This window comes from Neisseria sp. P0001.S005 (assembly GCF_051963715.1).
This window is the reverse complement of the sequence record NZ_JBQCTZ010000187.1, coordinates 1-6,666: the sequence shown is the minus strand read 5'-3', so window position 1 is coordinate 6,666 and position 6,666 is coordinate 1. Positions and strand designations below refer to the sequence as shown.

At 52.6% G+C, this 6,666-nt stretch carries 5 protein-coding genes and 2 pseudogenes; 4 read left to right on the top strand and 3 right to left on the bottom strand.

The genetic code is table 11. The features are described 5' to 3' along the window. Nucleotides 1-953, bottom strand: a 953-nt coding sequence (locus ACTHSP_RS16365; protein WP_440346459.1) for an FAD-dependent oxidoreductase, incomplete at its 3' end; no start/stop codon positions are given. Nucleotides 954-1,256: 303 nt separating this feature from the next. Between ACTHSP_RS16365 and ACTHSP_RS16360 the strand changes: the two genes are divergently transcribed. Beyond that, entirely contained in the window at nt 1,257-2,684 is a 1,428-nt protein-coding gene (locus ACTHSP_RS16360) for a TIGR00341 family protein (protein WP_049351622.1), read from the top strand. Between the two features lie 38 nt (nt 2,685-2,722). On the opposite strand, the pseudogene ACTHSP_RS16355 reads toward ACTHSP_RS16360, so the two are convergent. After that, a pseudogene (locus tag ACTHSP_RS16355) lies at nt 2,723-2,887 on the bottom strand (IS1595 family transposase); the annotation flags it as partial. On the opposite strand from ACTHSP_RS16355, the gene ACTHSP_RS16350 reads away from it, so the two are divergent. After that, on the top strand, nt 2,852-3,013 hold the full coding sequence (locus tag ACTHSP_RS16350) for a hypothetical protein (protein WP_049351628.1): 162 nt from the start codon (nt 2,852-2,854) through the stop codon (nt 3,011-3,013). The pseudogene ACTHSP_RS16355 and the gene ACTHSP_RS16350 overlap by 36 nt on opposite strands. 106 nt (nt 3,014-3,119) lie before the next feature. Here the strand turns inward: ACTHSP_RS16350 and glnE are convergent, their stop codons facing one another. Further along, on the bottom strand, nt 3,120-5,804 hold the full coding sequence (gene glnE / locus ACTHSP_RS16345) for a bifunctional [glutamate--ammonia ligase]-adenylyl-L-tyrosine phosphorylase/[glutamate--ammonia-ligase] adenylyltransferase (protein ID WP_440346458.1): 2,685 nt from the start codon (nt 5,802-5,804) through the stop codon (nt 3,120-3,122). Nucleotides 5,805-5,933: 129 nt separating this feature from the next. Here glnE and ACTHSP_RS16340 point away from each other — a divergent pair, with 129 nt between their 5' ends. After that, a complete protein-coding gene (locus tag ACTHSP_RS16340; protein ID WP_003682648.1) occupies nt 5,934-6,209 on the top strand; it encodes an oxidative damage protection protein in 276 nt (91 codons plus the stop codon). A gap of 164 nt (nt 6,210-6,373) precedes the next feature. Then, nucleotides 6,374-6,666: pseudogene (locus ACTHSP_RS16335) on the top strand (BAX inhibitor (BI)-1/YccA family protein); the annotation flags it as partial.

Genomic DNA, 6,666 nt, shown 5'->3' with positions numbered 1-6,666 from the left:
TTGACTTCAATCAGGCGGCGTTCGCGGTTGAAGCGGATTTCGGGGTTGTGGTGGTTTAAAGTCGGGCGCAGGCCGGTGGCCAGTTCTAAAAGATTCGCCTCGCCAAATGCCGGATGCACGGCATACAGCGCAGACAAAAGTTCCAAACCGGAACGCACGCTTGCCGGCGCTTGGCTTTCGCTTTCGATTTGGGTCGCACCAATCACAAAAATATGGTTTTCCTTCGGCGCGATATACAAAGGATAGCGCGGATGCAGCAGACGTACGGGGCGGGACAGCTCGATTTCGGGGGCGTAAACGCGTGCCACTTCGCCGCGTATGCCGCGTAAAACGCTTTCAGACGGCCTGTTCCACGCGCTCTTTGCACCATAACCTCGGCAGTCGATGACCCAATCGTATTGCGCCGCCAAATCTTCAACTTCACGTTCGCACGACCAATGGCACGCTACATTCATCGATTCCAAAGCATCGGCAAGCGCATTCAATACCTGCCGTCCATCCAGCTGCCCTTCCGTCGGCAGATACAGGCCGTCTGAAAACCGCCCGGCCAGTTGCGGCTCGTTTGCCGCAATTTCATCCGCATTCCAACGTATGGTTTCATGTTCCGCCACGCCGCCGCGCTTCAAATGACGGGCAAACTCGGCAGAAAGCGGCTTGTCCTGCGTGTGCCAAACAATCAGGCTGCCATTTTCCTGCATCATCACCGGCGTATTCAGACGGCCGACAATCGCGCGCCAAAGCGCAATGCTTTGTTTGCCCAAACGAATGACTTCGGGCGTTGCCTCCACCGCTTCTGCAGACGGCGCCAACATGGCCGCGGCAACATAAGCTGCGGCTTGTTCGCCGTTGCGTTCACCTTTCTCAAACAACTCGACCGAAATATCCTGTTCTGCCAATTGGAACGCCATCAGACGGCCAGAAAGACCGCCACCGAGTACCGCAACCTTAGACATCAGCTTCTCCTTGTTTTTAATATATAAATAAGCAGCATATTTTAGAACTTGTTTTGCTGTATCACAATATCGACAGAAAATGAGAACAGTTTTTGCAGATCATGCTTAAGCTAAATCAGTACTACGTAAACAAAAAATCTTCCTTACATAAAACCTACTATAATGTCATCTTTTGACATATTCACATTCACTCAGCTTCATTGCACCTGTTGATTGGTTTTGATGCACCCATTTGATTTTATAAGGAATAATGATGAAAAGCTTGGGCAGTACTTTATTTATCCTCGGCATAAAGGTAAGAACATGCAAGAACTAGAACAAGAAAATAGTAAAAAACAGGAAGTAGCAGACAACGTTGCCATGACCAAGTTGCAAGATGTGTTCAATCTTGCACATGACCAAGCTCATCCTGACAAAATCGATTCCGTCATTCGTGCCAATACTCGGGTGTCCGGAACCAATATGTGGGTATTGATATTTGCCATTGCTGTGGCGAGTATCGGTCTGAATGTCAACAGCACGGCGGTAGTGATCGGCGCAATGTTGATTTCGCCGTTGATGGGGCCGATAGTCGGTATGGGTTATGGTTTGGCGGTCGGCGATACTACGCTGATCCGCCAAGCGGCACGCAATATTATTATATTTGTCGTCATCAGCTTGATTACCGCTACGTTGTATTTCCTGTTAACCCCGCTTAAAGAGGCGCAAAGTGAGCTTTTGGCGCGTACTCAGCCGACTCTTTGGGATGTGTTGATTGCCTTCTTCGGCGGTAGTGCGGGCATTGTGGCGCAGACCCGAAAAGAAGGAGGCAATGCCATACCGGGTGTGGCGATTGCGACCGCATTGATGCCGCCACTGTGTACCGCGGGCTACGGACTGGCTCATGGCAACTGGCAATATTTTTTTGGCGCTTTTTATCTGTTTGCCATCAACTGCGTGTTCATCGCTTTTTCGACCTTGTTGTTTTCCAAGCTGCTCAAGCTGCCGCGCAGGGGGTTGGTAACGGAATCCAAACGCCGGTTGCAAAGTATCATTATTACCGCCGTCGTACTGGCTGTGATGATTCCGAGCGGCTATATGGCATCAGGACTGGTGCGTCAGGAGATCTTCAACACCAAAGCCAATTCCGCCATTGCCACCGCACAGCAACAGGAAGGTTTTTTCGTGCTGCGTAAGATTTTGAACCACAGAGAAAATATGGTCGGTCTGATTGTCAACGGAACGGGCAATGCTGAGAAAATTTCTGCCTTATTGGTGAAGAGCCTTGAAGTGTCAGGTGTGAAAGCGCCGAAGGTCAACGTGGTCTATGCGGGAGGGGACGATGCTAAAATCGAAGAATTGCTGGCAAGCCGAAACAACTCGGCGCAGCAGCAAAATGAGTTGAAAGAGCAACAAGCCTACATAGATACCGTGCTTGCAGGTAAAACTGCCGGTGCTGACGATGCTGCGGTACTCAAGGAATTAAAAGCCCAATATCCGGAAGCGGAAAAAATCGTTGTCGGACGCGGCTTGGTTTGGGAGAAAGCGCAAACGGCACCCACTACACAGGAGCAGCCTGAAAGCAGTCAAAACAAACAGGCAGACATAAGTAACGATATTGTCGTGGTCTCGCTCGAATTTAAGGAGCCTCTGCCTGCCAAAGATCACGAACGCTTACAGGCGTGGTTGAACCAGCGTTATGAAGGTACAGCGGTGCGCTTGTTAGTCAATGCTAAAGTTTTGGACAAATAGCCATTCTCCAAAATATTTGGGGCTAACGTAGATTAGCTCTAAATTCGACACCAATCCCGCAGGATTTTAAACCGTTGAGACGGTATGCCGAAGTTAAACCGAAATTCGCATTCTTTCAAGAACAGCGGAAAAGATTTGCGATCGATTTGGCATTCGGTTTGAATTATATGAACGCGGTACCAAAAGTTTTGGTCTGGATTTACGAATGGGTCGAAGATACCGCCCTATGGATTAAAGCAGGCATTACGGGTAGTGGCGCTTTACTGTGGTTGGCAGGCAACTTCCTTGAAAAACCTGCAGAGGCAGAACAGGAAGAGGAAGAAGAATAAATACCATAAAAGGCCGTCTGAAAAGTTTCAGACGGCCTTTTTATTAGGTTCACCAAACAACGTTTTTTTATGCCCGAAAGTATGCCTTAATCGGATAAATGGCTACTTATCCGAACTTTACTTCTGCCCCGAATACTTCCTGCCATAGTTTTCGCACATTGCCGTAATGGGTCAGCAATTCGTCCGTCACTTCGGTTTTTTTGGCATCGCGCAGTTTGGTGTTGTGTTGCTGCTGGCGGTAGAAGCGGTAGGCGGTGCGGCTTTGTTCGGCAAGGGTTTTGTCGATGAGGCCGCAGTCGGCGGCAATGTTCAACAGAGCGATGTTGCCGTAGTTGTCCAAGAGTTGTGGATACTGGCGGGCATGGGCAAGGATGAGGTATTGGACGATAAATTCGACGTCGACCACGCCGCCGCGCGCGTATTTGACGTTGCTGTCGGCAGGCGGATGGGTGGGGAACATTTTTTCGCGCATTTCGATGATTTCGCCTGCCAAGGCGGTTTGGTCGCGTTCGGCGGTGAGGATTTCGGTGCGGATACGGTCGAAGGCCGTCTGAATTTCGGGTGTGCCGCAGATGAAGCGGGCGCGGGTGAGGGACTGGTGTTCCCATGTCCAGGCGTTTTCGCGCTGATATTTTTCGAAGGCAGCGATGCTGTGGGCGAGGAAGCCGGCGTCGCCGTTGGGGCGCAGGCGCAGGTCGGTTTCGTAGAGGCTGCCTGCGCCGGTGGCGGCGGAAAGCCAGTTGGTCAGGCGGCGGGCGAGGCGGCTGTACACGTCGCCTGCGTCGGGATGGGGATCGTCGTAGAGATAGACGAGGTCGAGGTCGGAGGCGTAGCCGAGTTCTTTACCGCCGAGTTTGCCGTAGCCGACGACGGCGAATTGCGGGGTGTCGCGGTGTTTTTTGGGCATATCCGCCCACACGCACGGCAGGGCGGCGGCGAGTATGGTGTCGGCGAGGGCGGAGAGTTGGTCGGAGAGGGATTCTACCGTCCACAGTCCGGCGAGGTCTTGGACGGCGAGGCGGAAGACTTGGGCGTGTTGGAAGCGGCGCAGGGTGTCCATTTGCGCTTCGGTGTCGCCGCCGCAGGCTTTGAGGTCGTCTGAAAGGGCGGCGGCAAGGGCTTGCCAGTCGAACGCGGTATCTAAAAGCTGCGCGCTGATGAGTTCGTCCAGCAGAATCGGATATTTGCTCAGATATGCCGCCACCCATGAGCTTTGGCTCATAATCTGCGCCAGTTGCGACAAGGTTTGCGGATGTTCGTTGAGAAAGGCGAGATAGGCGGAGCGGCGGCTGATGTTTTCGAGGAAGTCAAACAGCCGCATCAGCGTATCGGTCGGGTTGCTTTGCTCTGCCGCCGCCTGTACAAATAGCGGCACAATGGCGTCGAAACGCGGCTGGGCGTGTGCGGAGAGATGGCGGTATTTATGGCCGTGCCGGATTTGGTCGAGCCTTGGGGCGATGGTTTCGGCATCGAACCCGTGTTCTTTCAGACGACCTTGCCGCTCTTCTTCGTCGGGTTTGTCCTGCCATGCCCATTGCCATTCGCTGTTGTCCTGTGTTTGCTCTTCGGGTTCGCTCAAAATTTCGTTGAACAACTGATTGACTTTGTTTCGATGAACGTTGAGGTCGTCTGAAAAGGCGGAGTAGCTGTCGAACCCCATGCTTTCGGCGAGCAGTTGCTGCTGTTCGGGCGAGGTGGGCAGGGTTTGGGTTTGCTGATCGTCCCAGTATTGCAGGCGGTGTTCGACGTCGCGCAGGAAGCGGTAGGCGGCAAGCAGGGTTTCGACGTTTTCAGACGGCATGATACCCAGCTCGGCAAGTTTCTTCAGCGTTTCCTGCGTGCCTTTCAGTTGCAGCGCACGCATTTGTCCGCCGCGTATCATCTGGAAAATCTGGGCGATAAATTCGACTTCGCGGATGCCGCCCGCGCCGAGTTTGATGTTGTCCGCCATGCCTTTTTTGCTGACTTCGCTGCGGATTTGGCGGTGCAGGTTCCGCATCGCCTCATACGCGCTGTAATCTAGATATTTGCGGAATACAAAAGGGCGCACCAGCGATTTGATGTCGTTCGGATACGGCGTAACCACGCGACCTTTGCACCACGCGTAGCGTTCCCATTCGCGCCCCTGTGTAATCAAATATTGCTCCAGCGCGGTTTCACTCAATACCAGCGCGCCCGAATCGCCGTCCGGCCGCAACCGCATATCAACGCGGAACACCTGCCCGTCGGCGGTAATGTCGTTCAGCAGCGCAATCAGTTTCTGCCCGACTTTGGTGAAAAATTCCTGGTTGCCCCGTTCGCGCCTGCCGTCGGTGTCGCCCGATTCGGGATAAACGAAAATCAAATCGATGTCGGAAGACACGTTCAACTCATAGCCGCCCGCCTTGCCCATCGCCACCACGCTCAAATGCTGCGGCGATTTTGTATAACGCCCGATCGGCGTTCCGTACATGTCCCGATAATAGGCGTAGGCGAAATCCAGCGCGGTATTGACGGCAAAATCGGCAAACAGCGTAATCGTGCGGGTAACTTCGTTCAAATCGCTGATGCGGTTTATATCGCGCACGATAATCTGCGACACCACATAACGGCGCAACTCGCGCAACTGCCGAGCCAACTCTTCCTCGTTTTCTTCCGCGCGGATTTTTTCCCAGTCGGCAAAGGCTTGGAAATCCGCTTCGGTCAACACCTTGTCCAGCATGGGCAGGAAAATTTCGGGCTTGAGTTTGCCGTTGTCGAGCTGGCGGGCGAGGAACAGGGAATGGCGGCGGGCAGTATCGAGGCGGTTCATAATCTTTGTCTGAATAAACAGAAAAGACCATCATAGCAAGGTTTCAGGCCGTCTGAAACCCACGCTTTCCCCTATCCGTGCAATCGGCTAAAATACCAACCTTTACAACCCCCACATAAGGAAACCGCCATGACCCGTATGGTTCACTGCGTCAAACTCGGCAAAGAAGCCGAAGGCATGAAATTTCCGCCGCTGCCCAACGAATTGGGCAAACGCATTTTTGAAAACGTTTCCCAAGAAGCATGGATGGCTTGGACCCGTCACCAAACCATGCTCATCAACGAAAACCGCTTAAGCCTTGCCGATCCGCGCGCACGCGAATACCTCGCACAGCAGATGGAACAATACTTCTTCGGCGACGGCGCAGATGCCGTACAAGGCTATGTTCCGCAAGAGCCTAAATAAGCATTGAAAAGCCAAGGCCGTCTGAAACCCGATTTTCAGACGGCCTTTAAAATTCCCGATTGCCCCGCATATTAGGCAAATAGAACAGATAAATCATACAAACCCCTGATTCTCTGTTAAAATCCAAATTTCATTCATTTTCAATCCATACTGGAGCAAACGCCATGCAAAACGACGTTTACGACTATACCTCGCAAGGCTCGGTTGCCAAAAATACCGTCCTGCAAAAAACCTACCGCCTGCTCGGCCTGTCTTTCATTCCTGCCGTTGCCGGCGCGTTCTTTTCCGCCAAAACAGGCTTTAACATTTTCTCCATGTTCGGTTCATACTATGTTGCCCTGGCCGCCTTCTTCGGCTTCTTCTACGGCATGACCTTCCTAATCGAGAAAAACCGTTACAGCAACGTCGGCGTAGCCCTGTTGATGATCTTCACTTTCGGCATGGGCCTTGCCATCAG